23 protein-coding genes and 2 tRNA genes are annotated in these 25556 nt (G+C 73.6%); 17 read left to right on the forward strand and 8 right to left on the reverse strand.

Translation table 11 applies throughout. The features are described from left to right. The first annotated feature begins 101 nt into the window (after window positions 1–101). Window positions 102–938 carry a GNAT family N-acetyltransferase gene (locus ACF089_RS03585; RefSeq protein ID WP_392021186.1) on the forward strand — a complete coding sequence of 279 codons (837 nt, stop codon included), beginning with the start codon at window positions 102–104 and terminating at the stop codon, window positions 936–938. 46 nt (window positions 939–984) lie between these two features. Here ACF089_RS03585 and ACF089_RS03590 read toward each other — a convergent pair whose 3' ends face one another. Further along, on the reverse strand, window positions 985–1494 hold the full coding sequence (locus ACF089_RS03590) for a DsbA family protein (protein WP_392021188.1): 510 nt from the start codon (window positions 1492–1494) through the stop codon (window positions 985–987). 192 nt (window positions 1495–1686) lie between these two features. Between ACF089_RS03590 and ACF089_RS03595 the strand changes: the two genes are divergently transcribed. Both ACF089_RS03595 and ACF089_RS03600 read left to right on the forward strand, forming a co-directional pair. Further along, window positions 1687–2133 carry a hypothetical protein gene (locus ACF089_RS03595; RefSeq protein WP_392021190.1) on the forward strand — a complete coding sequence of 149 codons (447 nt, stop codon included), beginning with the start codon at window positions 1687–1689 and terminating at the stop codon, window positions 2131–2133. Between the two features lie 373 nt (window positions 2134–2506). Continuing rightward, window positions 2507–2659, forward strand: coding sequence for a hypothetical protein (locus ACF089_RS03600; RefSeq protein WP_392021192.1), 153 nt, complete (start codon window positions 2507–2509; stop codon window positions 2657–2659). A gap of 32 nt (window positions 2660–2691) precedes the next feature. Here ACF089_RS03600 and ACF089_RS03605 read toward each other — a convergent pair whose 3' ends face one another. Continuing rightward, a complete protein-coding gene (locus tag ACF089_RS03605) occupies window positions 2692–3249 on the reverse strand; it encodes a CGNR zinc finger domain-containing protein (protein ID WP_392021195.1) in 558 nt (185 codons plus the stop codon). Window positions 3250–3475: 226 nt separating this feature from the next. Beyond that, a complete protein-coding gene (locus ACF089_RS03610; RefSeq protein WP_003959770.1) occupies window positions 3476–3889 on the reverse strand; it encodes an SsgA family sporulation/cell division regulator in 414 nt (137 codons plus the stop codon). A gap of 190 nt (window positions 3890–4079) precedes the next feature. Between ACF089_RS03610 and ACF089_RS03615 the strand changes: the two genes are divergently transcribed. Together ACF089_RS03615 and ACF089_RS03620 are read left to right on the forward strand one after the other, a co-directional pair. Next, the gene (locus ACF089_RS03615; RefSeq protein WP_392021197.1) at window positions 4080–4556 is read left to right on the forward strand and encodes a TIGR02611 family protein; all 477 of its coding nucleotides are present in this window, start codon (window positions 4080–4082) and stop codon (window positions 4554–4556) included. Window positions 4557–4611: 55 nt separating this feature from the next. Next, window positions 4612–4683: transfer RNA gene (locus ACF089_RS03620), tRNA-Val, on the forward strand. A gap of 155 nt (window positions 4684–4838) precedes the next feature. Here ACF089_RS03620 and ACF089_RS03625 read toward each other — a convergent pair. Further along, window positions 4839–7505, reverse strand: a complete 2667-nt coding sequence (locus tag ACF089_RS03625) for an SCO7613 C-terminal domain-containing membrane protein (RefSeq protein WP_392021199.1) — start codon at window positions 7503–7505, stop codon at window positions 4839–4841. A gap of 99 nt (window positions 7506–7604) precedes the next feature. Here ACF089_RS03625 and ACF089_RS03630 point away from each other — a divergent pair, with 99 nt between their 5' ends. Together ACF089_RS03630 and ACF089_RS03635 are read left to right on the forward strand one after the other, a co-directional pair. Beyond that, window positions 7605–8051: an SRPBCC family protein gene (locus ACF089_RS03630; protein WP_392021201.1), complete on the forward strand. Its 447-nt coding sequence runs from the start codon at window positions 7605–7607 to the stop codon at window positions 8049–8051. 61 nt (window positions 8052–8112) lie between these two features. Next, window positions 8113–8184: transfer RNA gene (locus tag ACF089_RS03635), tRNA-Val, on the forward strand. Window positions 8185–8257: 73 nt separating this feature from the next. On the opposite strand, the gene ACF089_RS03640 is transcribed toward ACF089_RS03635, so the two are convergent. Then, entirely contained in the window at window positions 8258–8983 is a 726-nt protein-coding gene (locus ACF089_RS03640) for a 3'-5' exonuclease (protein ID WP_392021204.1), read from the reverse strand. Between the two features lie 376 nt (window positions 8984–9359). On the opposite strand from ACF089_RS03640, the gene ACF089_RS03645 reads away from it, so the two are divergent. Together ACF089_RS03645 and thrS are read left to right on the forward strand one after the other, a co-directional pair. Next, a complete protein-coding gene (locus tag ACF089_RS03645) occupies window positions 9360–10544 on the forward strand; it encodes a hypothetical protein (protein ID WP_392021206.1) in 1185 nt (394 codons plus the stop codon). A 244-nt stretch (window positions 10545–10788) separates the two neighbouring features. After that, window positions 10789–12768 carry a threonine--tRNA ligase gene (thrS, locus tag ACF089_RS03650; protein WP_392021209.1) on the forward strand — a complete coding sequence of 660 codons (1980 nt, stop codon included), beginning with the start codon at window positions 10789–10791 and terminating at the stop codon, window positions 12766–12768. A 13-nt stretch (window positions 12769–12781) separates the two neighbouring features. Here thrS and ACF089_RS03655 read toward each other — a convergent pair whose 3' ends face one another. Beyond that, the gene (locus ACF089_RS03655; RefSeq protein WP_392021211.1) at window positions 12782–13453 is read right to left on the reverse strand and encodes a potassium channel family protein; all 672 of its coding nucleotides are present in this window, start codon (window positions 13451–13453) and stop codon (window positions 12782–12784) included. A 66-nt stretch (window positions 13454–13519) separates the two neighbouring features. On the opposite strand from ACF089_RS03655, the gene ACF089_RS03660 reads away from it, so the two are divergent. Then, the gene (locus tag ACF089_RS03660; protein WP_392021213.1) at window positions 13520–14080 is read left to right on the forward strand and encodes an HIT family protein; all 561 of its coding nucleotides are present in this window, start codon (window positions 13520–13522) and stop codon (window positions 14078–14080) included. A 108-nt stretch (window positions 14081–14188) separates the two neighbouring features. On the opposite strand, the gene ACF089_RS03665 is transcribed toward ACF089_RS03660, so the two are convergent. Both ACF089_RS03665 and ACF089_RS03670 read right to left on the reverse strand, forming a co-directional pair. Beyond that, complete coding sequence (locus tag ACF089_RS03665) at window positions 14189–15844, reverse strand: hypothetical protein (RefSeq protein ID WP_392021216.1); 1656 nt, start codon at window positions 15842–15844, stop codon at window positions 14189–14191. A gap of 197 nt (window positions 15845–16041) precedes the next feature. Continuing rightward, window positions 16042–18249 carry an elongation factor G-like protein EF-G2 gene (locus tag ACF089_RS03670; RefSeq protein WP_392021218.1) on the reverse strand — a complete coding sequence of 736 codons (2208 nt, stop codon included), beginning with the start codon at window positions 18247–18249 and terminating at the stop codon, window positions 16042–16044. Window positions 18250–18686: 437 nt separating this feature from the next. Here ACF089_RS03670 and pgsA point away from each other — a divergent pair, with 437 nt between their 5' ends. The 7 genes from pgsA (at window position 18687) to ACF089_RS03705 (ending at window position 25531) form a co-directional block, all read left to right on the forward strand. Further along, on the forward strand, window positions 18687–19343 hold the full coding sequence (pgsA, locus tag ACF089_RS03675; protein ID WP_392021220.1) for a phosphatidylinositol phosphate synthase: 657 nt from the start codon (window positions 18687–18689) through the stop codon (window positions 19341–19343). Further along, window positions 19340–20257: a phosphatidylinositol mannoside acyltransferase gene (locus tag ACF089_RS03680; protein WP_392021223.1), complete on the forward strand. Its 918-nt coding sequence runs from the start codon at window positions 19340–19342 to the stop codon at window positions 20255–20257. The genes pgsA and ACF089_RS03680 overlap by 4 nt, the downstream gene beginning before the upstream one ends. Further along, on the forward strand, window positions 20254–21414 hold the full coding sequence (locus tag ACF089_RS03685) for a glycosyltransferase family 4 protein (RefSeq protein WP_392021226.1): 1161 nt from the start codon (window positions 20254–20256) through the stop codon (window positions 21412–21414). The genes ACF089_RS03680 and ACF089_RS03685 overlap by 4 nt, the downstream gene beginning before the upstream one ends. Window positions 21415–22478: 1064 nt before the next feature. Next, window positions 22479–23024, forward strand: a complete 546-nt coding sequence (locus ACF089_RS03690) for a hypothetical protein (protein WP_392021229.1) — start codon at window positions 22479–22481, stop codon at window positions 23022–23024. Window positions 23025–23192: 168 nt separating this feature from the next. Then, complete coding sequence (gene pdxS, locus ACF089_RS03695; protein ID WP_392021230.1) at window positions 23193–24116, forward strand: pyridoxal 5'-phosphate synthase lyase subunit PdxS; 924 nt, start codon at window positions 23193–23195, stop codon at window positions 24114–24116. Then, complete coding sequence (pdxT, locus tag ACF089_RS03700; RefSeq protein ID WP_392021233.1) at window positions 24116–24712, forward strand: pyridoxal 5'-phosphate synthase glutaminase subunit PdxT; 597 nt, start codon at window positions 24116–24118, stop codon at window positions 24710–24712. The genes pdxS and pdxT overlap by 1 nt, the downstream gene beginning before the upstream one ends. A 66-nt stretch (window positions 24713–24778) precedes the next feature. Beyond that, the gene (locus ACF089_RS03705; RefSeq protein WP_392021236.1) at window positions 24779–25531 is read left to right on the forward strand and encodes a YebC/PmpR family DNA-binding transcriptional regulator; all 753 of its coding nucleotides are present in this window, start codon (window positions 24779–24781) and stop codon (window positions 25529–25531) included. Window positions 25532–25556 lie beyond the last annotated feature (25 nt).

Here is a 25556-nt window from a genome sequence, read left to right on the forward strand (position 1 = left end):
CGCCCGGAGAACGCCGCCGGGCCGGGCCGGACCCGGGGCGGGGACCACCGCTCCGGTCAAACCGCGTGACGGGCGGCCCCGGGACCGGTAGAACACCCCAGATGACCACCACCCTGCGGCCGACCGGGCCGCTTCAGCAGGAGGCGACCGGCGCGCGGTCCCGCGGCTACGAGGTCCGCGACAACAGCCGCCCCGTCGGCACGATCGAGATCGCCACACTCCCCTGGCCCGGCGCACGGACGGGCGCCCTCCGCTCCCTGCGCATCGACGAGGCCGACCGCCGGCGGGGACGGGGCACCGTCGCGGCGCTCGCCGCCGAGGAGGTGCTGCGCGGCTGGGGCTGCACCCGGGTCCGGGTCTCCGTGCCGGAGACCGAGGCGGCGAGCCGTTTCGCCGCCGTGCTCGGATACGCCGAGCTGGGCCGGTACATGGCCAAGATCCTCCCGGACCGGCCGCCCGCCCTGCCCCCGGGGACGGCCGCCCGGCCGATGGACGACGCCGAGTTCGCGCTCTGGTGGGAGACCGATCTGGACTTCTACCTGGGGAGCTGGACCGACCGGGGGCTCGCCCCCGCCGAGGCGCTCGCCAGGGCCGAGGCCGACCGCGCCGCCGCGCTGCCCGACGGCCGCGCCACGGTCGGCGTCCGGCTGGAGGTCCTGGAGCACGAGGGGGAGCCCGTCGGCCATCTCTACCTCGGCCGGCGCGAGGTCCTCCCCGGCGAGCAGGGGGCCTATGTCTACGACGTCGAGGTCGCCGAGGAGCACCGGGGCCGGGGCCACGGCCGCTCGCTGATGCTGCTCGCCGAGCGGTACGCCCTGGAGTCCGGCGTCCGGCTGCTCGGGCTGCACGTGCTGGCCGGCAACACCCGGGCGCGCGGCCTCTACGACTCCCTCGGCTACCGCACCACCTCGGTGAACGCCGCCAAGCAGCTGCTGTAGCGGGCGCTCGGCCCTCCGAGGTCCCGGCCCCGCGCGGGACGGCGGTTCAGCCCGCCAGGAGCCGGTCCGCGATCTCCTCGATCCGGGCCCGCAGACCCTCCTGGCTCACACCGCCGTCCAGGCGCTCCCCGCCGATCACATAGGTCGGGGTGCCGGTCACCCCGATCGCCTTGCCCTCGGCCTGGTCGGCGTCGACCATCAGGATGTGCCGCCCGTCGATCAGGGCGGTGTCGAACTCCTCGGCGTCCAGGCCCAGTTCGCGCGCGGTCGCCAGCAGCACCGGCTCGCCGCGCTCCCGCAGCTCCTCCACCCGGTCGAGCAGCCGCTCCGTGAACTCCTCGCCGCTGCCCTGGTCGGCCGCCTCCTCCGCGGCCTGGGCGGCGGCGAAGGAGTGCTTGTTCTTCTCCAGCGGGAAGTGCCGCAGCCGTACGTCCAGCCGGTCGCCGTAGCGCTCGCGCAGGGCGCGGACGTCGTCGAGGGAGGTGCGGCAGTCGGGGCAGGAGAGGTCGCACCAGACGTCGAGGACGACGGTGCGGCCGGTGGGGGAGTCGCTCATGGCCCAAGTCTCCCAGCCGGGGCCCGGCGGACCCAATCCGACCTGCGCGGACTCGTCCGCGGAACGGCACCTGGGGATGATCCCGCCCCCGAGAAATCCCTGAGGTGGCATCGGGGCGTGGCCCCCGCGCCGCCTTCCGGTGCAGGATGGAGGGGACGAGAACCGCTCGCCCGCCACAGCCAGGAGGACCGGATGATTGCCGAGACCATATGCTCCGCGGTGTCGGCGGCCGGTTTGGGCATCGCCGCGATCACGGGGTACCGCAAGCGCTATCTCGCCGCCGCCCGGATCGCCGCCTACGCCCTGGTCCCGCTCGGACTGGTGCTGACCGGCGCGGTCGACTGGGCCGTGTCCACGGCCTTCAGCCCCACCGCGTGGATCGGCTTCGGACTCCTCGGCGGCGCGTGGGCGCTCTTCATGACCACCCGCGCGGTGGAGCGGCGCTCGGGAGGCACCCGCAAGGAGCGCCGGGCCGCCGAGCGGGCCGCCCGGAAGGACGCCGTGGCCCCCGCCGCCTCCGCCCCCTCCCTCGGCCGGTCCGCCCGCCCGTCCGCCGCGCCCGCGTCGCCCCCCAAGACCTCGGGATCCGGTGAGGACTTCAGCGACATCGAGGCGATCCTCAAGAAGCACGGCATCTAGGGCCTCTCTCTCGGATCCTGCCGGGCTCGCGCCCGTCCTCTCCGCGCCCCGTCTTCTCCGCGCCCCGGCCCCGGAGCGCTCCCACGCCGTGCGCCGGCCGTACGCGAAGGGTCCCCCGGCGGCGGACGCGCCGGCCGCCCCGGTCGCGGGGGCGCGGTCGTTCGCGCGGCGGCGCGTGGGACGCCGTACCCCGCTCACCGTCCGGATCGGTCCGGTTCCGACCGGGTGGCGTCCGGTCCCGTCCGCTCCCGCCCCGTTCGGTCCGGGAAGCGGACCCGGGGTCCGGGGGAGGGCCGGAGTGTGATGAACTCCCCGTGTCACGGGGTGTGTTGATTGATCACGGCGGCGGGCGCTGCGTCATCATCGCCCCGAGATGCTCGATACCTCCGGGGCCGACGCCCCCGCACCCACGAATGAGCCGCGAGGCTGTCTCTTCGCGCTCTCCCAGCCACCCCTGATGATCTTTCTGGCGGTGATCGGAGTGCTGCTGCTCATGGCCGCCGTCCACGATCTGTTCCCGCTGTGAGGAGGCCCGAGGCCGTCCCCGGCCGCCGGGGCTCAGCCGGCCGCCTCCCGGCGGCGCGCCCGGTAGGCGGCCACATGCAGCCGGTTCCCGCAGGTGCGGCTGTCGCAGTAGCGGCGGGAGCGATTGCGCGAGAGATCCACGAACGCGCGCCCGCAGTCCGGGGCCTCGCACCGCCGCAGCCGCTCCTGCTCGCCCGCGACGATGATGAACGCCAGCGCCATGCCGCCGTCGGCCGCGACATGGTCGGCGACCGATGCCCCCGGCGCGAAGTAGTGCACATGCCAGTCGTAGCCGTCGTGGTCGGTGAGCTGCGGAGTCGTCCCGGCGGCCGCCACCAGTTCATTGAGCAGCTCGGCGGCGGCCGTGCTGTCCGGGGCCGCGAAGACCTCCGCGAACCGGGTGCGCACATCGCGTACCGCGGCGAGATCGCGGGGACTCAACTCGCCCACATCGCTGAAGTTGTGCCGGTGTACGAATTCGGCCAGGGCGGTGACGCCTTCCAGTCCGTCCGCCTGATCTCGGTCCGGTGCGGTGTTCACCAGATCGATGACCGCGTCGAGGGCATATCTGGTGTCGTGGGGGATCAGCACGATTCGCTCCCTGGCCTGCTGCGGGCCGGTGCCCGCCGAATTGCGCTGACTCTAGCGGCTCGCGCCAATGCGTATCGGCGTCGTCACCGCGCTGGAATGCGCGGTGACGACGCCGATACGTCCGCCCTATGAGGTTGTCCGCCGGGCCCGGCAGTTCGCCGTATCCGGCTGTGCGCGCGGCGCCGTCTCCCCGAGTAGGACGGCGCCGTGCGGCTCTCGGCCTGGCTCAGCTCTCGGCCAGGATGTGCGAGAGCTCCGTGTCGAGATCGAAGTGACGGTGCTCGGTGCCCGGTGGCACCGCGGCGTCGGTCCGCTTCAGGAACGACTCCAGGGCCCGCGCCGGGGCCTCGAGCAGGGCTTCGCCCTCCGGGGAGCTCAGCGCGATGCAGACGACGCCCTGGCCATGGCTGCGCGATGGCCAGACACGGACGTCGCCCGTGCCGGTGGGCCGGTGCAGGCCCTCCGCGAGAAGGTCGCGGGCGAAGACCCATTCGACCGTCTCCTCGGCTCCGGTGTGGAAGGTGGCGTGCACGGCATAGGGATCGGCCGTGTCATACCGCAGGCCCGCGGGTACAGGCAGTGAAGACTCGCTCGATACAACGAGGCGCAGGTGCAGCTCGCAGCTGACCGTGGTGTTCATAAGCGCCAGGGCCTTTCGCTCAGTGTGCGCTCGGGGATTCGCACGTCGGCGAAATCGACATGCCACCTACGGTGCCGTTGTAAACCCCTCTGAGGGTTTTGGGTGTCTTTAGGTACCCCTAACGGCGGAGTGATTGTTCGTTCCCTGGGACCATTCCGGTGACTGCGCTCCGTCAGGTAGATTTGCCAGCATGAACACGGGGAGTAACGGCACGGAGGTCGCGGTGGTGACTGACGACGCGAGGCCGGCCGAGGGCGAGCGGGTGACGGTGGACGAGAGCGAGCAGGAGACCGAGCGGCCGCTCGGCTCGCGTGCGCCGGCCTTCATCAAGGCCCGCAAGACCCTGCACCTGAGCTGGCAGGTCGGCGTTTTCGTGGTCGGGCTCGCGGTGGTCTCCGCCGGCGTCGCCATGCTGGTGCTGCCCGGCCCCGGCTGGGTGGTCATCTTCGGCGGCATGGCGATCTGGGCGACCGAGTTCGTCTGGGCCCAGCTGGTGCTGCGCTGGACCAAGCGCAAAGTCAGCGAAGCCGCCCAGCGGGCGCTCGACCCCAGGGTCCGGCGGCGGAATCTCATCCTCACCTCGGTCGGCGTGGTGATCTGCGCGGTGCTGGCCGGGATCTATCTCTGGAAGTTCGGCATCACCCTGCCGTGGAAGATCGAATCCTGATCCGAAAACGGGTCCGGGGCACCCGCTGACATGGGGTAATGTTGGCGCTGCGCCCGGGCGATTAGCTCAGCGGGAGAGCGCTTCGTTCACACCGAAGAGGTCACTGGTTCGATCCCAGTATCGCCCACATGTTCGAGGGCCGAGCAGTTCGCGAAAGCGACCGCTCGGCCCTCGTCGTCTGTCAGGACGTCTGCCCGGCGCCCGTCCGGCGGCAGCCGTCCGTCCGTGCCGAAGGGCCCCGGAGACCGAGCGTCTCCGGGGCCCTTCGCGCGTCCGCCCCCGTCAGCGCATCCGGCCCAGGCTCTCCCGTACCCGGCGCGCTTCCCGCAGCCGCTGCTCATAGGTCGCGCCGACCGCCAGCAGCAGCAGTCCGGCGAGCGCGGGCGGCAGCCAGCGGGGGAGCGCGTCGACGACCTGGACCACATACGGGGCCAGCTCGTGCAGCGCGACCAGCGCCAGCACCGCACCGCCGATCAGCAGCGGGGCCCGCAGCCGCAGCCGTGCCCCGGCGAGCGTGACGGCCAGCGCGGCCAGCCCCAGCAGCAGCGGGCGCGCCCAGTGCGCGTCGCCCCAGGAGACCGCCAGGCTCGGGACCAGGGTCACGGCCAGCCCGGGGCCGTACGCCGTCCACGACGAGGCCGACGGGTCCCGGCGGCGGCGCAGCAGCCCCACGGCCAGCGCCGGAATCGACACCGGCAGGGTGTACGCCTCCGGGGCGGTCACCTCCCAGGCGTACAGCCGCGCCCAGGCGGCCAGCACCCACAGCACCGCCGCGACCGGGGCGGCCGCCCGCCGACGGTCGGCCCGCAGGGCGGTCCCGGCCGCGATCACTCCGCCCAGCCCGAGCACCAGGGCGAGCATGGGCGCGCTGCCCAGGGCGAGCAGCACCGCCGCAGCCCCCGCGGCGGCCCCCGCGCATTCCACGGGCGTCCCCACGGGATGCCCGCCGCCCAGCCGGGCGGAGAGCAGCGCCGTGCCCGCCGGCACGGCGAGCAGCAGCAGCGCCGTCGCACCGGGAGTCAGGTCGGCCGCCGCGCCGACGGCGAGGAGCAGCGCCGACGCGAGGACGGCCGCCGTGCAGCCGAGCACCGCGCGGAGCGCCCCGGGGGCGCGGGAGACGGCCGAGGCCGCCGCCGCGAGGGCGAGCAGCGCGCCCAGCACGGCGAAGGTGGCCGGGCGGGCGGCGAGCGAGAACGCCGCCACGCTCGCCCCGCCCGCGAGCCCGCAGCTCAGCGCCGTGACGGCCGCCGGGATGACGGTGGTCCGCACGGCGATCGCGAGCGCGGCGGCCGTCAGCAGCGTCTGGAACGCCACGGCGGCCGCGAAGCCCGCGCCGACGGCGGCCGGCGCGAGGAAGAGCGCCGCCCACCCGAGCGCGCCCGCCGCCGAGGCCGCGCCGTGCCGCCACCGGCGCACACCCGCCGCGTCCGCCGCGTCCGGGGCGTCCGGGCTGTGCGAGGTGCTCGCCGCCGCGTCCGGCCGCTGCCGCACGCCGTCCGGAACGCCGGACCCGCCCGCCGTACGAGGGGCGTCGTCCCGCGCCGTGCTCCCCGTACCGCCGCCGTGAGGGCCGTGAGGGGCACGGGGGGAGCCGCCCGTCGTCCAGCCGTGCAGGAGCGCGGCGGGGCGGGGGCGGGAGGCCGCGGCGGCCACCGCGGTCAGCAGGGCCAGTACGACCGCCGTCGACCACACGGTGGCCGCCCGGGCGCCCTCCAGAACGTCGCGGGCGTCGGGGGAGGCCCCGGACCAGGCGTCCGGCAGCAGAAGCTCCGGGCCGGTCAGCGCGAGCGTGAGCAGGGGCAGGGCCGAGACCAGCGCCAGCGCGTGGACCGCCGCCGACGCCGCCGCCAGACCACCCGACAGCGCGCGCGGCACCCGGCCGCGTATCCCCGACAGCGCGACCGCGCCGAGCAGCGCCGTCGCGCACAGCAGATACCCCGGCGCGGCCCAGTCGTCCGGGAGCGCCGTCCGGACCGTGCCGCCGGCGCCCGCCAGCAGCGCCAGACCGCCCACCGCCGACAGGGCCGCCGCGACCGCGGACGAGCGCCGGGCGGTGGACAGGGCGGTGAGCAGGGCGGCGGCCGCCGCGGCCGTCAGCAGCGCGGCGGGCCCGGCCGACCCTGCCGGGGAGTCGGCCGCCAGCGACCGGACGCCCCCGAGCAGCAGCGCCGCACCGCCCGTCACCGAGGCCAGGGCCGCGGCGGTCACCCGGACGCCCGCGCCCCTCGCCCGTACCGCGACCGCCGCGTCGAGGACGGCCGTCCCCAGCAGCGCCCACGCCGGGGTGAGCGCGCTGCCGGGCGTCAGCGACCACAGGAGCAGCGGAAGCTGCGCGATGACGACGGCCGCCGGAAGCGGGGACCGCAGCGTGCGCGCCAGCCGTCCGTAGACCGCCCAGAGCGCGGCCAGCACCGCCGCCGCTCCCGCCGTGTACGCCACCGCGTCCGTGTCCGGCAGCGCCACCCGGTGCAGCGCGAAGGCGTCCAGCATCAGCAGCGCCAGACCGAGCGCGGCCACCGACTCCGCGGTGGCGACGAGCCCGCGCCGCAGCAGCGCGAGCGGCACGGCGAGCGCGGCGGCCGTCACGGCGGCCAGTACGGCGGACCGTCCGCCGATCCCCATGTGCCCCCAGCCGACCAGGGTGAACGCGACGGCGGCGACCGTCAGCAGCAGTCCGCCCAGGGCGAGCAGCACATTCTGGGCGCTCGGCGCGGAGGTCTCGGCGGCGCGGACGGGCCCGGCGCCCGCTCGCGGGGGCCACTCGGCGGGGCGGACCTGCCCGGAGCCGGCCCAGGCCCTCGGCGGCCGGGCGGCGGGCGGCTGGAGCACCGCGAGCAGCCAGGCCCGGCGGGCCAGCAACTGGCCGCGGCGGGCGTCCAGCCGGGTCAGCTCCCGGTCGAGGAGCACAAGTTCCTCGGCGGGAGGCGGAAAGGGCGCGGCGTTCGTCATTCCCGGAGTGTGGCCGCCGCCCCGCCCGAACGCATCGGCGCGGATACTCAGACGCCGCTGAGTACATCCCTCCGCGCCGCGCGGGAGGAGACTCGGTCCATGAACTGGTGTCACTACCGCTTCCGCGCCGTCTGGGACCTGAGCGCCGGGCCCGGCGCCGTCTTCACCGCACTCGAACGGGCCGAGGACTACCCCCTGTGGTGGCCCCAGTTCCGCGAGGTGGTCCCGCTCTCCCCGGACCGGGGGACCGCGCGCATCCGCTCCTTCCTGCCGTACGAACTGCGCGTCACCGCGAGCGCGGTACGGCGCGACCCGGCGGCCCGGGTGCTCGAAGTCGGCCTGGAGGGCGATCTGGAGGGCTGGGCCCGCTGGGCGCTCGCGCCGCGCGGGGCCGGCACCCGCGCCGTGTACGACCAGGAGGTGGAGGTCCGCAAACCCCTCATGAGACGGCTCGCCGTGCCGTGCCGGCCGGCGTTCCGCGCCAATCACGCGGTCATGATGCGCTCCGGACGGCGGGGGCTCGACGCCCGGCTGCGCGGCGGCTGAAGGCCGCGCCCGGCTGATTTGAAGCCGGGCCGCCGGGCCCTGTATGGTTCAGTCCGTTCCCGGGCGATTAGCTCAGTGGGAGAGCGCTTCGTTCACACCGAAGAGGTCACTGGTTCGAACCCAGTATCGCCCACCGGGGAAGGCCGGTCCGTCGTCGACGGACCGGCCTTCGCGTTTCCCCGGGCGGCTCCCGCCGCCGCCGGATCTCAGGCCGCGGTGCGCAGTTCGGGGCGGAGCGGCCACGCCGGGTGCACCGGCTCGGGTGTGCCGCCGCGGGCGAACCAGGTCTGGAGCCCGCGCGCCTGCGCCGCGTGCCACACCGCCTGGAGCGTGTGCAGCTCCGCCGCCGACAACCGCTCCATCCGCGCCGCGAACCGGCGGCCCACCGCCCGCGCGACCTCCAGCGACGCCAGCGCGTCGGACGTCGTGTCCCGCCGCTCGCCCAGCGGCACCCCGTACTGCTCGCAGAGATCGGCCAGCGTCCGGCCGCACTTGCGATACCGGTCGAGATGCCGGTCCAGGACCCAGGGATCCACCACGCACAGCGAGACGTTCTCCAGATAGCGGGCGAGCGAGGCGGCGCGGTGCCGGCGCAGCTCACGGTCGAGGACGGTCAGATCGAACGGCGCGTTCATCACCACCAGCGGACGGGCGGCGGCGCACTGCTCGGCCAGCGACCTGCCGATCTCCTCCATCACCGGCGCGGGCCAGCGCCCGTGCAGCCGCAGCCGCTCCTCGGTCGGACCGTGGGTCCCGGTCGCCCCCGGCGGCACCGGAACGCCCGGACTGACCAGCCAGCGCGTGACGCGCGGATGACCGCCCGCGCTGTCCTGCACCACGACCGAGGCGGCCACGATCCGGTCCTCCTCGACGTCGATCCCCGTCGTCCCGGTGTGGAACGCGGCCATGGGACCCTCGTACCAGAGCGTCATCCCCGAACCCCCTCGCGCCGGCCGGGCGGTGGGCGGCAGCCCCCGCCGAATCGGTGATACCCGCGCTGTTTGCCGCGTACGCCGGGCGGTGACAACACAGATGACGGACCGTCGGTCCGACGCCCCGTCCCCGAGCCGGCAGCGGCGATTCCCCCAGGCCCCTCAAGCCCCCCGAGGCCCGCCAGGCCCCCGGGTCGCTGATCCGGGCCCGGCCGTCGCGCCCGAGGAGCCTCCCGGACCCGAGCCCCGGGGAGCCGCCCGACCGGCCCGCCGGGGCGCGCGCCGGCGGTCGCCGCCAGCCCGGAGCCGCCCCGACCGGCCGCCGGGCCGTGCCCCGACCGGCCACCACACGGGCCGGGGCGGGAGGGAGACCCTGATGCGCCCGCCCCACGACGACCCGGCCCGGCGGCCGGACCCCGCCCGGGTCGATCCCGCCGCCCTCGGCGCGCTGCTGGACCGGCACGGCTGGCGACGGCGCGACGGCGCGCCCGGACGGCACGCCCGCTGGGTCCCGCCCGGCCGGACCACCGGCGGGAGCGGGCTGCTCGTCCCGGAGAGCCGCTCCGTCCCCGGCTCCGACGATCTGCTCGGCGCGGCCCTCGCGGCGCTGGCCCGCAGCGCCTCGCCCTCCGCCCGCGAGGTCCTCCTCGGCCTCACCGTGCCCAGCGACGAGATCCGCTGGCACCGCGACCCGCTCCGGGAGAGCCCGGACGCCCCGGACGCTCCCGGCGTCCCGGACGCACCCGACGCCGTGCCCCGCGCGGGACAGGAGCAGCTGCGCTCGGCCGTGCGGCAGACGCTGATGGCGGGCGCGCTCGCGACCCGCGGCCCGGCCGGATACCACGGCGCCCGGCACCGCCGAGGGGCCCGGGAGTCCCTCGGCGGCGTGCTGCTCTCCCCGGTCCGGGGCGGAGGCGCCCTCACCGCGTTCCTGCCGGTCGAGGCCGGGCGCACCGTCGCCGTCCGGCTCCACCACGCGCTGCGCGCGACCCGGGAGGCCCTGGACCGCCAGCGGGCGACCGGCGGTACGGACGCCTTCGACGCGGCCGTGGCGCGCGGGGTGAGCCGGGAGCTGACGGAGGCGGTGATCGCGCTGCTGCGGGGCTCCCGGGGCGCCCGGATCGCCCTGGCCTGGTCGCCCTCGGCCCCGCCGCCCGAGGGCTGCGGGCCGGGGAGCGAGCCGGTGGAGTTCCTCCCCGGCGACCTGCCCGCGCTGCGGGCTGCGGGCGCGCGCTATCTGCGGCAGGAGCCCTCGGTGGCGGTGCGGATCACGGGAGAGGTGGTCCGGCTGCACCGCTCGGGGGCGGAGGGGCCGGGAGCGGTACGGCTGCGGGTCCTGGCGGGGGCCGAGGTCCCGTACGTCCGGGTCGCCCTGGAGGAGGAGGCGTACGGCACGGCCGGCCGCGCCCATCTGGCCGGGCAGCCGGTCCGGCTGGCGGGGCGGCTGGAGAGCCGGGGCGGATTCCGCCGGCTCACCGACGCCTGCGGTGTGGAGCCGTTCCCCTCGGCCCCGGCGGGCACGGAGCCCCCGGCGCGGGATCCGGCCGGGGCTGAGGGCTGAGAGCAGAGAGCTGGGGGCTGGGAGGAGCTGAGGGCTGGGAGGAGCTGAGGGCCGCGGCCCGGCGGCTGAGGCTCCGGCGCCCATCAGCCGTGGACCGAGCACCGAGCACCGAGCACCGAGGGCGGTGCGGGCGCGAGCCGCGGACCCCTGCCCGCACAACCGTTTCGCGGGCGGCCCCCTCGGCTCGGTACGATTCAGACGCGCGCAGTGACCGCTGGCGCACCCCATCAGTCAGGAGAGACCGGTGTCAGACGTCCGTGTGATCATCCAACGCGATTCCGAGCAGCGGGAAGAGCGCGTGGTGACCACGGGCACGACGGCGGCCGAACTCTTCCCCGGCGAGCGCACCGTCGTCGCCGCCCGCATCGCGGGCGAGCTGAAGGACCTCAGCCACGAGGTCCGGGACGGCGACGAGATCGAGCCGGTCGAGATCTCCTCCCCGGACGGCCTCGACATCCTGCGCCACTCCACCGCGCACGTCATGGCGCAGGCCGTGCAGGAGCTGTTCCCCGAGGCCAAGCTCGGCATCGGCCCGCCGGTCAAGGACGGCTTCTACTACGACTTCGACGTCGAGAAGCCCTTCACGCCGGAGGACCTCAAGGCCGTCGAGAAGAAGATGCAGGAGATCCAGAAGCGGGGCCAGAGGTTCTCCCGCCGTGTGGTGAGCGACGAGGCCGCCCGCGAGGAGCTGGCGGACGAGCCGTACAAGCTGGAGCTGATCGGGCTCAAGGGCTCCGCCTCCAGCGACGACGGCGCGGACGTCGAGGTGGGCGCCGGCGAGCTGACCATCTACGACAACCTGGACGCCAAGACCGGCGACCTGTGCTGGAAGGACCTCTGCCGGGGCCCGCACCTGCCGACCACCCGCAACATCCCCGCGTTCAAGCTCATGCGCAACGCCGCCGCGTACTGGCGCGGCAGCGAGAAGAACCCGATGCTCCAGCGGATCTACGGGACCGCCTGGCCGTCCAAGGACGAGCTGAAGGCGCACCTCGACTTCCTCGCCGAGGCCGAGAAGCGCGACCACCGCCGCCTCGGCACCGAGCTGGACCTCTTCTCCGTCCCCGACGAGATCGGCTCCGGCCTCGCGGTCTTCCACCCCCGCGGCGGCATCGTGCGCCGGGTCATGGAGGACTACTCCCGCCGGCGGCACGAGGAGGAGGGGTACGAGTTCGTCTACACCCCGCACGCCACCAAGGGCGCGCTCTTCGAGAAGAGCGGCCACCTGGACTGGTACGCGGAGGGGATGTACCCCCCCATGCAGCTCGACGGCGGCACGGACTACTACCTCAAGCCGATGAACTGCCCGATGCACAATCTGATCTTCGACGCCCGGGGGCGCTCCTACCGCGAGCTGCCGCTGCGCCTGTTCGAGTTCGGCACGGTGTACCGGCACGAGAAGTCGGGCGTCGTCCACGGTCTGACCCGCGCCCGGGGCTTCACCCAGGACGACGCGCACATCTACTGCACCCGTGAGCAGATGGCGGACGAGCTGGACCGCACCCTCACCTTCGTCCTCAATCTGCTGCGCGACTACGGTCTGACCGACTTCTATCTGGAGCTGTCCACCAAGGACCCGGAGAAGTACGTCGGCTCGGACGAGGTGTGGGAGGAGGCCACCGAGGTGCTGCGCCAGGTGGCCGAGAAGCAGGGCCTGCCGCTCACCCCCGACCCGGGCGGCGCGGCCTTCTACGGCCCGAAGATCTCGGTGCAGGCGCGGGACGCGATCGGCCGGACCTGGCAGATGTCGACCGTGCAGCTCGACTTCAACCTGCCCGAGCTGTTCAACCTGGAGTACACCGCGCCCGACGGCTCGCGTCAGCAGCCCGTGATGATCCACCGCGCGCTCTTCGGCTCGATCGAGCGGTTCTTCGCCGTGCTCCTGGAGCACTACGCGGGCGCGATGCCGCCCTGGCTGGCCCCGGTGCAGGCGGTCGGCATCCCGATCGGCGACGCGCATGTCGAGTATCTGCAGGAGTTCGCCGCCGAGGCGAAGAAGAAGCGGCTGCGGGTCGAGGTCGACGCCTCCTCCGACCGGATGCAGAAGAAGATCCGCAACCACCAGAAGATGAAGGTCCCCTTCATGATCATCGTCGGTGACGAGGACATGAACGCGGGCACGGTGTCCTTCCGCTACCGCGACGGCTCGCAGGAGAACGGCATCCCCCGCGACCAGGCCCTCGCCAAGCTGGAGCAGGTCGTCGCGGACCGCGTCCAGGTCTGATCCACGAGGCCGCTCAGCGGGCCCCCGGGGGACTCCCCGGGGGCCCGCTGTCCTCGTCCAGCGTGAAGGTCTGGATCAGCCAGGACGAGAACGAGCCGGTCACCGCGCCCAGCAGGGCCAGCCCCCCGGCCATCATCATCGTCGCCACCACCCGGCCCTTCGGGGTCACCGGCGCGACATCGCCGTAACCGACCGTCGTCAGCGTCGAGCAGGCCCACCACACCGAGTCCCCGAACGTCAGGATCGTCGCCCCCGGCGCCCCGCGCTCCTCCGCGTAGACCGTGAGCGCGCCCGCGAAGCCCAGCAGCAGCGCCGACATCCCCGCGTAGGCGATCACCCGCGCGTACAGCGACAGCCGGGCATGGGCCCGCCGGTGCCGGACCGACTCCCAGATCTGGACGATCCGCAGCGGGCGCAGCAGCGGCAGCAGCACCACGATCGCGTCCATCACATGGTGACGGGGGTAGGCCCTGCCCTGGCCGCTGAGCCGCCAGCGCACCAGATAGTCCACCAGGAACAGCGCCCACATCGCGTAGGTCACCGTCAGCAGCGCGTCCTGGCCGTCCGGGGGCAGGTCCTCGGCCAGCACCCGGACCGCGTAACAGGCGAGAAAGACCACCGACGCCGCGAACAGCGGGACTTCCATACGCCTGCGCCACTGCCACAGCCTGCTCTCATCGTCCATCGGTCCAGCATCGCGGCGGCCCGGGGAGCGAGCCCCCGGCGACACGCTCGGCGGGGGCGAAGCCATATGCTGCACAGCATGACGAGTGAGCCGGAGCAGCAGATCGGAGTGGGAACGCCCGACGCGTTCCAGCGCCTGTGGACGCCCCACCGGATGGCGTACATCCAGGGGGAGAACAAGCCGAGCGGGCCCGAGGCCGGTGACGGCTGCCCCTTCTGCTCCATCCCCGCCAAGTCCGACGAGGACGGGCTGGTGATCGCGCGCGGCTCGTCCGTCTACGCGGTGCTCAACCTCTACCCGTACAACGGCGGGCATCTGATGGTGGTGCCCTTCCGGCACGTCGCCGACTACACCGAGCTGGACCCGGCGGAGACCGCCGAGCTGGCGCTCTTCACCAAGCGGGCGATGACCGCGCTGCGGGCCGCCTCCGGTGCGCACGGGTTCAACATCGGGATGAACCAGGGCGTCTCCGCGGGCGCCGGGATCGCCGCCCATCTCCATCAGCACGTCGTGCCGCGCTGGGGCGGGGACACCAACTTCATGCCGGTCGTCGGGCACACCAAGGTGCTGCCGCAGCTGCTCGCGGACACCCGGGCGATGCTCGCCCGCGCCTGGCCCACGGACTGACCGCCCTCGGTGGCCCGGGCCCACGGGCCCCGGGGACACCCGGATCCACCGACGCGTACGCCCCGGGCGGGAGACCCCGCCCGGGGCGTATCGGCGTTCCCGGCGCGACTACGCGTCGTACAGATCCGCCTTCTTCGGGGCCGCGTCCTGCACCCCGCCGCTCACGGCCATCGACCGGCCGGCGAAGCGATCGGTGTCGACGCCGTTCTCGGCGAGCACCCGGAGCGCCGCGGCGTGCGCCACCCGCAGTACGGGGGTGGCAGCGCGCATCGCGTCGTCCGCCATGAACCGGTGCCGCCAGGGCTTCTCGGCCCAGGCGTGCCGCAGCCCGAACGGCTCGGGCAGCACCAGCTTGCCGCCGAGGAACTCCAGCAGCGGCGGATACCAGGTGAAGGGGGCCCGGACCATCAGCCGCACCACCTCACGGGTCTCCACCAGCGGCAGGGTCCTGGTCCGGGTCTCCCAGAAGCGGATGGCCTTGCTCACCGTGACGGTCTTCGGCGAGGACTTGGTGGTGAAGAAGCCGTGCACCGGGCCGAGCGCGTGCCCGGTGACCTCGACGCGCAGCGTCTCGTGGAGCACGGTCACCGTGATCATCATGGTGATCACCAGCTGTCCGTCCCAGAGGACGAACTGCACGCCCAGATAGTGCCGGTCACCGCTGCCGAACTGCTGGTGATTGCAGATGCGCTGTATCTCGTGGCCCTTGACCTGGAAGGACTCCACGTCCTGGCCGTCCGGCCGGGACACCGATCCGGCGTTCTCGCCGACGGGCGAGACGATCCAGTGCTTGACCGCGGGGGTGGGGAAGCCTCCGGAGTTCAGCGGGCCGCGCTCCAGCAGCTTCAGCTTGTCGTGGATCGCCCGTATCACGTCCCAGCTGCGGAACTGATTGATCTCCTTGCCCGGCTCCTTGGAGACCAGCTCCTCGGCCATCTGCCAGCTGCCCCACCGGGTGCCCATGCCGAGTATCCCCTTGGGGCCGGCGTAGAAGACCGAGTTGGCGTGCTGTTCGGCGGTGAGCTTCTCCAGCCCCTGGCGCAGCTGCTCGCGCGCCGAGTCCTGCGGTCCGCCGGGCACCGTCTCGGGGACCTTGGCCCCGATGCCGCCGCCGGAGAGCAGTCCGTCCCAGCGCTCCCGGAGATCCTTCGCCGTGGCCTCGCAGATCCGCTTGGCCAGCAGCCAGCCGACGACCGGGGCGATGATCATGCCGCGCAGGTAGTACCCCCAGAAGCCGGTGAAGGGCAGCCGGAGGATCAGGATCAGGGCGAGCCCGCCGATCGCGATCAGCAGCAGGGTGCCGAGCGTCCCCGCCCGCTTGTTCGCGGACCCCGCGATGGTGCGGCGGAGCTGGAAGACGCCCATCCACAGCAGCATGCCGGGCAGGAACAGCAGCCCGAAGACCGCCATGATCACACTGAGCTTGGTGTCGCGCTCCTTGCGTATGTGGATGGCCGCCAGGCAGTGCTCCACCACGGTCTGCGGCTCCGTCCCGAAGGACTGGATCAGCGCCCCGCGCCCGCCGCCGAGCATCCGCGCCCGCACGGCGTTGGAGAACGCCTCCCCGAGGTTGGGCTCGAAGAGGGAGAACTTCCCCTTCTTCACCTCGGACTTGTGCCACTCGCTGTTGGCCTTGAGGATCTCCTCGGCCGGGCTGTCGCGGTACGCGGCCGAGGCCAGCGCATTCGTCGCCGCGGTCTGCCCCGCCGAGCCCATGAGCGGGACCTGTGCTCCGGGACTGAAATCGAAACCGTCGCTCGCCACTTACCGCCCCCAACATCGCCGCTGCCGTCCGCTCTTGCGGCCTGTTCCCGACTACCGTGCCCCGCACACCTGCTGAGCTGGGGCACCTCAGCGTATCGGGGTGGTGTCGTCTGCGTCACGGGAGTTGGGCACGTGACGGGAATTGCCGCCCGCCCCCACGGGGGAGGGGCGGGCGGCGGTCCGCGGCCCCGCCGGGGCTACGGGGCGTTCGCGGTCTGCTCCCGCACCCGCTCGGCGACCTGCGGCGGCATCGGCTCATGACGGGCGTACGCGCGGCTGAAGCGGCCCGTCCCGTGCGAGAGGGAGCGCAGATCGACCGCGTACCGGCCGATCTCGATCTCGGGGACCTCGGCCCGTACGACGGTCCGCGACCCGGCGGACTGCTCGGTGCCGACCACCCGCCCGCGCCGTCCCGACAGATCGCTCATCACCTGCCCGACATAGGCGTCCGGGACCAGCACCCGGACCTCGGCGACCGGCTCCAGCAGATGGATCGGGCACTGGGCCGCCGCCTCGCGCAGCGCCAGCGCGCCCGCCGTCTGGAAGGCCGCGTCCGAGGAGTCCACCGAGTGCGCCTTGCCGTCGCGCAGCGTGATCCGCACATCGACCAGCGGATAGCCGGCCACGACCCCGCGCGCCGCCTGGGCGCGCACCCCCTTCTCCACGGACGGGATGAACTGCCGGGGCACCGAACCGCCCACCACCTCGTCCACGAACTCCACCCCGGACCCCGGGGGCAGCGGCTCCACCTCGATCTCGCAGACGGCGTACTGGCCGTGCCCGCCCGACTGCTTCACATGCCGGCCGCGCCCGCCGGCCCGCTCCCCGAAGGTCTCCCGCAGCGACACCCGGTGCGGGACGATGTCGACCTGGACGCCGTAGCGGCCGCGCAGCCGCTCCAGCGCGACATCGGCGTGGGCCTCGCCCAGACACCAGAGCACCACCTGGCGCGTCGCCCGGTTCTGCTCCAGCCGCATCGTCGGATCCTCGGCGACCAGCCGGGCCAGCCCCTGCGAGAGCTTGTCCTCGTCCGCCTTGCTGTGCGCCCGGACCGCCAGCGGCAGCAGCGGGTCGGGCATCGTCCAGGCCGCCATCAGCAGCGGATCGTCCTTGGCGGAGAGGGTGTCGCCGGTCTCCGCCCGGGAGAGCTTGGCGACACAGGCGAGATCCCCGGCGATCGCCCGGTTCAGCGGGCGCTGATGCTTGCCGAAGGGCGCCGACAGCGCGCCCACCCGCTCGTCCACATCGTGGTCCTCGTGCCCCCGGTCGGCGAGACCGTGCCCCGAGACATGCACCGTCTCGTCCGGGCGCAGGGTGCCGGAGAAGACCCGGACGAGGGAGATCCGGCCCACATAGGGATCGGAGGCGGTCTTGACCACCTCGGCCACCAGCGGCCCGTCCGGGTCGCACCGCACCGGCGGGCGCGGCACGCCCTCGGGAGTCGTGACGGGCGGGCACCGCGGCTCCAGCGGGGTGGGGAAGCCGCCGGTGATCAGCTCCAGCAGCTCGACGGTGCCCAGGCCCTGGCGCGCGCCGTCGCCCGCGGGGGCGGCCGCGAGGACGGGGTGGAAGACACCGCGCGCCACGGCCTTCTCCAGATCGTCGATCAGGGTGCCCGGGTCGATCTCCTCACCGGCGAGATAGCGCTCCATGAGCGTCTCGTCCTCGCTCTCCGCGATGATTCCCTCGATCAGCCGGTTGCGGGCCTCCTCGATCGACGGAGCCTCCTCCGGGTCGGGCGGGATCTCCTTCCGCTCGCCGGAGGAGTAGTCGAAGACCTTCCGGGAGAGCAGCCCGGCCAGCCCGGTGACCGGCGCGTGCCCGTCGGGGCCGGGGGTGCCGTAGCGCGGCAGGTACAGCGGCAGCACCGCGTCGGGGTCGTCCCGCCCGAACAGCTCCGCGCAGACGGCGGTCAGCTCCTCGTACCCGGTCCGGGCGGTCTCCAGATGGGTCACGACGATCGCGCGCGGCATGCCGACGGCCGCGCACTCCTCCCACACGGCCCGGGTCGTGCTCGCGATCGCGTCGGCCTCCTGGGCCGCCGACACCACGAAGAGGGCCGCGTCCGCCGCGCGCAGACCGGCCCTCAGCTCGCCGACGAAATCGGCGTACCCGGGAGTGTCCAACAGATTGATCTTGAATCCCTCCCAGCCGACGGGAACGAGGGAAAGCTGTACGGAACGCTGCTGCCGGTGCTCGATCTCGTCGTAGTCGGAGACCGTCGCACCGTCCTCGACCCGGCCGGCCCGGTTCACCGCGCCGGCGGTGAGCGCGAGGGCCTCGATCAGGGTGGTCTTGCCGGAGCCGCTGTGGCCGACCAGCACCACATTCCGTACGGATGAGGGCTGGTCGGCCGCTGTCGCCCTGCCGGCGGCCCCGGGGTGTGCGTGCGCCTTGTCGCCCATGGTTCATGCCTCCCGATCGATCCGGTCGATTGCACCCAGTGCACGGTGAGGAGATGCGGGCCGCGGGCGCGTGAACCTCGGCGGACGGTCCGGGGGACAAAGCCGCGGAGCCGTGGACGCGGTCTCCGGACAGATGTCCCGGGGCGGTCCCGCCGCTGCCCGTGGTCGTCGTGTGTCCGAGCTTCCAGCTTCCGGTCGTCCTTCGAGCTTTCCACTCCGCCCGGAGCGCGTCCATACGTCGTACCGCACCGCGCGGGGGCACGGACGGCCCGCGAGCCCGCTCCCCGGCCGCGCCCCCGGCCCCCGGGACGGCTTCCGCGCCGGGCCCGGGGACGGGATCCGCGCCGGGTCCCGGCGGTGGAGCGCGCCGGTCCTGGCTACGATGGGCCAGCCGGTGGCCGATGGGGCCACACGGCCCACCGAACCTCGGGAAGGCCATGCTGAACAAGTACGCGCGTGCATTCTTCACGCGTGTCCTCACACCGTTCGCCGCATTTCTGCTCCGCCGTGGAGTGAGCCCCGACGCGGTCACCCTCATCGGAACGGCCGGAGTGATGGCGGGTGCTTTGGTCTTCTTCCCCCGGGGAGAGTTCTTCTGGGGCACGATCGTCATCACCCTGTTCGTGTTCTCGGACCTGATCGACGGCAACATGGCGCGCCAGGCGGGCATCTCCAGCCGCTGGGGCGCGTTCCTCGACTCCACCCTCGACCGGGTCGCCGACGGCGCGATCTTCGGCGGCTTCGCGCTCTGGTACGCGGGCGCCGGCGACGACAATGTGCTCTGCGCGGTGTCGATCTTCTGCCTCGCGAGCGGCCAGGTCGTCTCATACACCAAGGCCCGGGGCGAGGCGATCGGTCTCCCGGTCGCCGTCAACGGGCTGATCGAGCGCGCCGAGCGACTGGTGATCTCGCTGGTCGCCGCCGGTCTCGCCGGTCTGCACGCCTTCGGGGTGCCCGGAGTGGACGTCCTGCTCCCGATCGCCCTGTGGATCGTCGCGATCGGCAGCGCGGTGACGCTGGGCCAGCGGGTCGTGACCGTGCGCCGGGAGTCCGCCGAGGCCGACGCCGCCCAGAGCGAGGCCGAGGCGACGTGAGCACCGCGCGGGACCGTCTCGCCGACGGGCTGTACGGAGCGGGCTGGAGCGCGGTCAAGAAGCTGCCCGAGCCCGCCGCCTCGGCGCTCGGCCGCACCATCGCCGACACCGCCTGGAAACGGCGGGGCAAGGGCGTGCTCCGGCTGGAGTCCAATCTCGCCCGCGTCGTGCCGGACGCCGGCCCCGAACGCCTCGCCGAGCTGTCCCGGGCCGGGATGCGCTCGTACATGCGGTACTGGATGGAGTCCTTCCGGCTGCCCGCGTGGAGCGCCGACCGGGTCCGCGACAACGTCGACATCAAGGGCGTCCACCATCTGACGGACGGCCTGGCCGCCGGCCGCGGCGTGATCGTCGCCCTGCCGCACCTCGCCAACTGGGACCTCGCCGGGGTCTGGGTCACCCGGACCCTCGGCATCCCCTTCACCACGGTCGCCGAGCGGCTGAAGCCGGAGTCGCTGTACGACCGGTTCGTGGCCTACCGCGAGAGCCTCGGCATGGAGGTGCTGCCGCACGCCGGCGGCTCCGCCTTCGGGACCCTGGCGCGGCGGCTGCGCGCGGGCGGGCTGGTCTGTCTCGTCGCCGACCGCGACCTGTCCTCGTCCGGCGTCGAGGTGGACTACTTCGGCGCGACGGCCCGGATGCCCGCCGGACCCGCCCTGCTCGCCCGGCAGACCGGCGCGCTGCTGCTGCCCGTCACCCTCTGGTACGGCGACGAGCCCGTGATGCACGGGACCATCCACCCGCCCGTGGACCCGCCCGCCGAGGGCTCCAGGGCGGAGCGGACCGCCGCCATGACCCAGGCCCTCGCCGACGTCTTCGCCGAGGGCATCGCCGAACACCCCGAGGACTGGCACATGCTCCAGCGGCTCTGGCTCGCCGACCTGGAAACCGGGTCCGGAAAGGGACGGCCATGAGGATCGGCATCGTCTGCCCCTACTCCTGGGACGTGCCCGGCGGCGTCCAGTTCCACATCAGGGACCTGGCGGACCATCTGATCCGGCTCGGCCACGAGGTCTCCGTACTGGCCCCCGCCGACGACGACACCCCGCTGCCGCCCTTCGTGGTCTCGGCGGGCCGGGCCGTGCCCGTCCCGTACAACGGCTCGGTCGCCCGGCTGAACTTCGGCTTCCTCTCCGCGGCCCGGGTCCGGCGCTGGCTGCACGACGGCACCTTCGACGTCATCCACATCCACGAGCCGACCTCGCCCTCGCTCGGCCTGCTGGCCTGCTGGGCCGCGCAGGGGCCGATCGTGGCGACCTTCCACACCTCCAACCCGCGCTCCCGCGCCATGATCGCCGCGTATCCGATCCTCCAGCCCGCGCTGGAGAAGATCAGCGCGCGGATCGCGGTCAGCGAGTACGCGCGGCGCACCCTCGTCGAGCACCTCGGCGGCGACGCGGTGGTCATCCCCAACGGCGTCGACGTCGGCTTCTTCGACCGGGCCGAGCCCAAGCCCGAGTGGCAGGGGGACACGATCGGCTTCATCGGCCGCATCGACGAGCCCCGCAAGGGCCTGCCGGTGCTGATGCGGGCGCTCCCCGCGATCCTCGCCGAGCGCCCCGCGACCCGGCTGCTGGTCGCGGGCCGAGGCGACGAGGAGGAGGCGGTCGCCGCCCTGCCGAAGGAGATGCGCTCCCGCGTGGAGTTCCTCGGCATGGTCAGCGACGAGGACAAGGCACGGCTGCTGCGCAGCGTCGACGTGTACGTCGCGCCCAACACCGGCGGGGAGAGCTTCGGGATCATCCTGGTCGAGGCGATGTCCGCGGGCGCGCCCGTGCTCGCCAGCGACCTCGACGCCTTCGCGCAGGTCCTCGACCAGGGCGCGGCGGGGGAGCTGTTCGCCAACGAGGACGCCGACGCGCTCGCCGCCGCGGCGATCCGTCTCCTGGGCGATCCCGGGCGCCGCGCCGAACTCCGCGCGCGCGGCAGCGCGCACGTCCGCCGCTTCGACTGGTCCACCGTCGGCGCGGACATCCTCTCCGTCTACGAGACCGTCACCGACGGCACCACCTCCGTCGCCGCCGACGACCGCCCCACCCGCCGCCCCCGCTTCGGCCTCACTCGCAGCTGAGCCCTTGCGGGGGCTCGCGGGGGCCGGGGTCTACCCGTGCCCGGTGTGGGGTGCGTTGGTGCCGGGCAGGGCATATCGCCGCCTCCGGCGGGGGTGAGCCGCCGGAGGGGCAGGGCATACCCAGCCCCCGGCGGGGGTGAGCGCCAGGCAGGGCATATCCAGCCCCTCCGGCGTTTGAGGAGCGGGGGGCGGGGCGGGCCCCGGGACAGCCAGGCGCCCGCGAGGGTGCCGCGCCCCGCGCCCGGGGCCGTCCTCAATCGCCGGACGGGCTGGGTGGTGCTGCGCTTTGTCGGGTGCGGGGTCCTGTGGTGCGGGCTTGTCCTCAATCGCCGGACGGGCTGGGTGGTGCTGCGCTTTGTCGGGTGCGGGGTCCTGTGGTGCGGGCTTGTCCTCAATCGCCGGACGGGCTGAGTGGTGACGCGCTTGGTCCGGCGCGGGTTCCTGTGACTGAGGTCCGTCCTCAATCGCCGGACGGGCTGAAATGCCTGGGGTTCGGACGGATCCGCGAACGTCGGACGGGCGGGAATGTGCCCGGGGTCCGAGTGGATCCGCGCACGGCAGACGGCCTGGCGTGTGCCCTGGGTCCGAGTGGATCCGCGCATGTGCCCAGGGTTTGGTCGGATCCACGAACGGCAGACGGGCTCGAATGTGCTCAAGGTCCGGGCGGGGCCCTCAACGCCGGGCGGGTCGAGACGCGACGGGAGCGCGCGCCCGCCCCCAACCGTCCGACGGCTGAGACGCGACCGGCCGAGAATTCAGCCCCTCCGGCGATTGAGGAGCGGGGGTTCGGGGGCCGGCCCCCGACCGGGGCCGGTCGAAAAGGGAGCCGGGGCGCGCCTGGGCCCGCGAGGCGCACCCTCGCCGAGCCCTCGGCGCACAGGGCCCGCGCCTCCCGTCCCGGCGGAGGCCCCCCGTACCCCCGGCGACCCCGGGCCCTCCGCGAGCGCCCCCGCCGGGGCCGCCCCGCGACCGGCACCCCGACGTACCGCACCGAGCGGACCGCCGGGCACCGCCACGGCCCGCACCAAGCCCCCCGGCGCACCCGCCCGGTAACCTTGCCCGCCGTGACCGCAACGCTCATTTGGATCCTTGTCGCCCTCCTCGCCACCGGCCTCTACCTCAGCTGGACCGCCGGCCGCCTCGACCGCCTCCACACCCGCATCGACGCCGCCCGCGCCGCCCTCGACGCCCAGCTGCTGCGCCGCGCCTCGGTCACCCAGGAACTCGCCACCGCCGGGGTGCTCGACCCCGCCGCCTCGATCGTGCTGTACGAGGCCGCGCACGCCGCCCGGCAGGCCGAGGAGGAGCAGCGCGAGGTCGCCGAGAGCGAACTGAGCGCCGCCCTGCGCGCGGTCTTCGAGGAGACCGCGCAGGTCGAGGCCGTCCGCCAGGTCCCCGGCGGCGAGGACGCCACCCTGGAGCTGGCCCAGGCCGTCCGCCGGGTCCCCATGGCCCGGCGTTTCCACAACGACGCCGTCCGCGCCGCCCGCGCCCTCCGCCGCCACCGCAAGGTGCGCTGGTTCCGGCTCGCGGGCCACGCCCCCTTCCCGCTGGCGTTCGAGATGGACGACGAGCCCCCGACCGCCCTGGCGGACCGCCCGGTCAGCTGAGCCGCGACCGGCGCCGGGCCACGCCCGGCCGGCCTTTCGAACAACGGTCAGAAACGATCCACCGCCTTTTCATTGGCCCTTGCAGTGGACTGGTCCACGGATGTTCCATCGATGACGCAGCGCACCTCCGGTCGCGCCCCCATCCCCGTCATTCCGAGTGAGGTACCCGTGTCCAGCACGCTCTCCACCACCCCGCAGCCCGCCCACGGCCCGGCGACCGGCACCGCCCGCGTCAAGCGCGGCATGGCCGAGCAGCTCAAGGGCGGCGTCATCATGGACGTGGTCGACGCCGAGCAGGCGAAGATCGCCGAGGACGCGGGCGCCGTGGCCGTCATGGCCCTGGAGCGGGTCCCCGCCGACATCCGCAAGGACGGCGGAGTGGCCCGGATGTCGGACCCGAACATGATCGAGGAGATCATCGAGGCGGTCTCCATCCCGGTCATGGCCAAGTCCCGTATCGGCCACTTCGTGGAGGCCCAGGTCCTCCAGTCGCTGGGCGTCGACTACATCGACGAGTCCGAGGTGCTGACCCCGGCCGACGAGGTCAACCACTCCGACAAGTTCGCCTTCACCACCCCCTTCGTCTGCGGCGCGACCAACCTCGGCGAGGCCCTGCGCCGGATCGCCGAGGGCGCGGCCATGATCCGCTCCAAGGGCGAGGCCGGCACCGGCAACGTTGTCGAGGCCGTCCGCCACCTGCGCCAGATCAAGAACGAGATCGCCAGGCTCCGCGGCTACGACAACAACGAGCTGTACGCCGCCGCCAAGGAGCTGCGCGCCCCCTACGAGCTGGTCAAGGAGGTCGCCGAGCTGGGCAAGCTGCCGGTGGTCCTCTTCTCGGCCGGCGGTGTCGCCACCCCCGCCGACGCCGCGCTGATGCGCCAGCTCGGCGCCGAGGGAGTCTTCGTCGGCTCCGGCATCTTCAAGTCCGGCGACCCGGCCAAGCGCGCCGCCGCCATCGTGAAGGCCACCACCTTCTACGACGACCCCAAGATCATCGCGGATGCCTCCCGCAACCTGGGCGAGGCCATGGTCGGCATCAACTGCGACACCCTGCCCGAGTCCGAGCGCTACGCCAACCGGGGCTGGTGATGACCGCTCCCGGGAGCCCCCGTATCGGGGTTCTGGCCCTGCAGGGCGATGTACGGGAGCACCTGGCCGCCCTGGCCTCGGCGGGCGCCGAGGCGGGGCAGGTCAGACGCCCGGCCGAACTGGCCGAGGTCGACGGCCTGGTGATCCCCGGCGGCGAGTCCACCACCATCTCCAAACTGGCCGCCCTCTTCGGGATGGCCGAGCCGCTGCGCGAGCGGATCCGCTCGGGCATGCCCGTCTACGGCAGCTGCGCCGGTCTGATCATGCTCGCCGAGAAGATCCTCGACCCGCGCTCAGGACAGGAGACCTTCGGCGGCATCGACATGATCGTCCGCCGTAACGCCTTCGGCCGCCAGAACGAGTCCTTCGAGGCCGCCGTCGAGATGGCGGGCGTGCCGGGCGGCCCCGTCGAGGGCGTCTTCATCCGCGCCCCCTGGGTGGAGTCGGTGGGCGCGCGGGCCGAGGTCCTCGCCGAGCACGACGGCCACATCGTCGCCGTACGGCAGGGCAACGCGCTGGCGACCTCCTTCCACCCGGAACTCACCGGAGACCACCGTGTGCACGGCCTCTTCGCCGAGATGGTGCGCGCCGTGTGACGACCCGCTCCCGGTAGGATCTCTGCCGAACGCAGCAGCAATGGGTAACGCGAAGGAGACAGGCAGATGTCCGGCCACTCTAAATGGGCTACGACGAAGCACAAGAAGGCCGTGATCGACGCCAAGCGCGGCAAGCTCTTCGCGAAGCTGATCAAGAACATCGAGGTCGCGGCCCGCACCGGCGGGGCCGACGTCGATGGCAACCCGACCCTCTTCGACGCCATCCAGAAGGCGAAGAAGCAGTCGGTTCCCAACAAGAACATCGACTCCGCCCTCAAGCGCGGCGCGGGCCTGGAGGCCGGCGGCGCCGACTACGAGACGATCATGTACGAGGGTTACGGACCGAACGGCGTCGCGGTCCTCATCGAGTGCCTCACCGACAACCGGAACCGCGCCGCCTCCGACGTACGGGTCGCCATGACCCGCAACGGCGGCTCGATGGCCGACCCCGGCTCGGTCTCCTACCTCTTCAACCGCAAGGGCGTCGTGATCGTCCCCAAGGGCGAGCTGAGCGAGGACGACGTCCTCGGCGCGGTCCTGGACGCGGGCGCGGAGGAGGTCAACGACCTCGGCGAGTCCTTCGAGGTGCTCAGCGAGGCCACCGACCTGGTCGCGGTCCGCACCGCCCTCCAGGCCGCGGGCATCGACTACGACTCGGCCGAGGCGAACTTCGTCCCGACCATGCAGGTCGAGCTGGACGAGGAGGGCGCGCGCAAGATCTTCAAGCTGATCGACGCGCTGGAGGACAGCGACGACGTCCAGAACGTCTTCGCCAACTTCGACGTCTCCGACGAGGTCATGGAGAAGGTCGACGTCTGACCGGGCCGGGCCCGGCGCGCACGCG

This window comes from Streptomyces sp. NPDC014894, from assembly GCF_043080985.1.
Lineage (GTDB): Bacteria > Actinomycetota > Actinomycetes > Streptomycetales > Streptomycetaceae > Streptomyces.

Excerpts from the sequence above, each read along its gene's own strand:
- ACF089_RS03640 (WP_392021204.1), bottom strand. The coding sequence starts at position 8,983 with ATGACGCTCTGGTACGAGGGTCCCATGGCCGCGTTCCACACCGGGACG.
- ACF089_RS03615 (WP_392021197.1), top strand. The coding sequence starts at position 4,080 with ATGAACACGGGGAGTAACGGCACGGAGGTCGCGGTGGTGACTGACGAC.
- ACF089_RS03670 (WP_392021218.1), bottom strand. The coding sequence starts at position 18,249 with ATGGGCGACAAGGCGCACGCACACCCCGGGGCCGCCGGCAGGGCGACA.
- ACF089_RS03585 (WP_392021186.1), top strand. The coding sequence starts at position 102 with ATGACCACCACCCTGCGGCCGACCGGGCCGCTTCAGCAGGAGGCGACC.
- ACF089_RS03685 (WP_392021226.1), top strand. The coding sequence starts at position 20,254 with ATGAGGATCGGCATCGTCTGCCCCTACTCCTGGGACGTGCCCGGCGGC.
- ACF089_RS03600 (WP_392021192.1), top strand. The coding sequence starts at position 2,507 with ATGCTCGATACCTCCGGGGCCGACGCCCCCGCACCCACGAATGAGCCG.
- ACF089_RS03655 (WP_392021211.1), bottom strand. The coding sequence starts at position 13,453 with ATGGACGATGAGAGCAGGCTGTGGCAGTGGCGCAGGCGTATGGAAGTC.
- ACF089_RS03595 (WP_392021190.1), top strand. The coding sequence starts at position 1,687 with ATGATTGCCGAGACCATATGCTCCGCGGTGTCGGCGGCCGGTTTGGGC.
- ACF089_RS03645 (WP_392021206.1), top strand. The coding sequence starts at position 9,360 with ATGCGCCCGCCCCACGACGACCCGGCCCGGCGGCCGGACCCCGCCCGG.
- ACF089_RS03630 (WP_392021201.1), top strand. The coding sequence starts at position 7,605 with ATGAACTGGTGTCACTACCGCTTCCGCGCCGTCTGGGACCTGAGCGCC.
- ACF089_RS03610 (WP_003959770.1), bottom strand. The coding sequence starts at position 3,889 with ATGAACACCACGGTCAGCTGCGAGCTGCACCTGCGCCTCGTTGTATCG.
- pdxT (WP_392021233.1), top strand. The coding sequence starts at position 24,116 with ATGACCGCTCCCGGGAGCCCCCGTATCGGGGTTCTGGCCCTGCAGGGC.
- ACF089_RS03590 (WP_392021188.1), bottom strand. The coding sequence starts at position 1,494 with ATGAGCGACTCCCCCACCGGCCGCACCGTCGTCCTCGACGTCTGGTGC.
- ACF089_RS03660 (WP_392021213.1), top strand. The coding sequence starts at position 13,520 with ATGCTGCACAGCATGACGAGTGAGCCGGAGCAGCAGATCGGAGTGGGA.
- pgsA (WP_392021220.1), top strand. The coding sequence starts at position 18,687 with ATGCTGAACAAGTACGCGCGTGCATTCTTCACGCGTGTCCTCACACCG.
- ACF089_RS03705 (WP_392021236.1), top strand. The coding sequence starts at position 24,779 with ATGTCCGGCCACTCTAAATGGGCTACGACGAAGCACAAGAAGGCCGTG.
- ACF089_RS03625 (WP_392021199.1), bottom strand. The coding sequence starts at position 7,505 with ATGACGAACGCCGCGCCCTTTCCGCCTCCCGCCGAGGAACTTGTGCTC.